The organism is Marinobacter salinexigens (assembly GCF_008370345.1).
Classification (GTDB): domain Bacteria; phylum Pseudomonadota; class Gammaproteobacteria; order Pseudomonadales; family Oleiphilaceae; genus Marinobacter; species Marinobacter salinexigens.
Genome location: NZ_VTUU01000100.1, coordinates 1 through 509, shown reverse-complemented (window position 1 = coordinate 509; position 509 = coordinate 1). Strand labels below are relative to the sequence as shown.

Below are 509 nucleotides of genomic sequence, written 5' to 3'. Positions count from 1 at the left end.
CAACAAAGACGTGCACACACAGTCATACACAAGTAGAGATACCCTGCCATCTCCTATATTGTGTGTGTTTGTCGTGTCATCTCCTATCTCGATCATATGGCGCAGGCGCACGTGGCGGCGAGGTTCATGACGGAGGTGGCGCCGCCGCAGGTGGTGTCGGTCATGCGGCAGAGGAGGAAGAAGGTGCCGAGGAGCCTGGACACCATCGCCGAGGACGACAGGGAGCAGCAGCTGGCGTGCGGGCCACCGTCGGACCACGGCTTCGCGGCGGCGTGGTCGCTGCCGACGCCGACGCCGACGCCGCCGCAGCCACGGGAGCGCGCGGGCGGGTTCGTGGCGAGGGGCCTCGTCGGCAAGTACTTGTCGGACGCCCACGACGGCTGCCAGGCCAGTGGCTGGGAGGGTGGGCACAGAAGGATTTTCATGGTATAATGTCCAAGAATACTAAGGAATTAAGGATAAGTCATCGAACCGGGCATGGCCTGACTACCTTACCATGCAGATGCATG

At 61.9% G+C, this 509-nt stretch carries 1 protein-coding gene; it reads left to right on the top strand.

Features of this window, described 5'->3' with window-relative positions; genetic code table 11:
• The first annotated feature begins 126 nt into the window (after positions 1–126).
• A complete protein-coding gene (locus FWJ25_RS20825; RefSeq protein WP_149601888.1) occupies positions 127–432 on the top strand; it encodes a hypothetical protein in 306 nt (101 codons plus the stop codon).
• Positions 433–509: the final 77 nt, after the last annotated feature.

Coding starts and splice junctions, on each gene's coding strand:
- FWJ25_RS20825 (WP_149601888.1), top strand. CDS start 127: ATGACGGAGGTGGCGCCGCCGCAGGTGGTGTCGGTCATGCGGCAGAGG.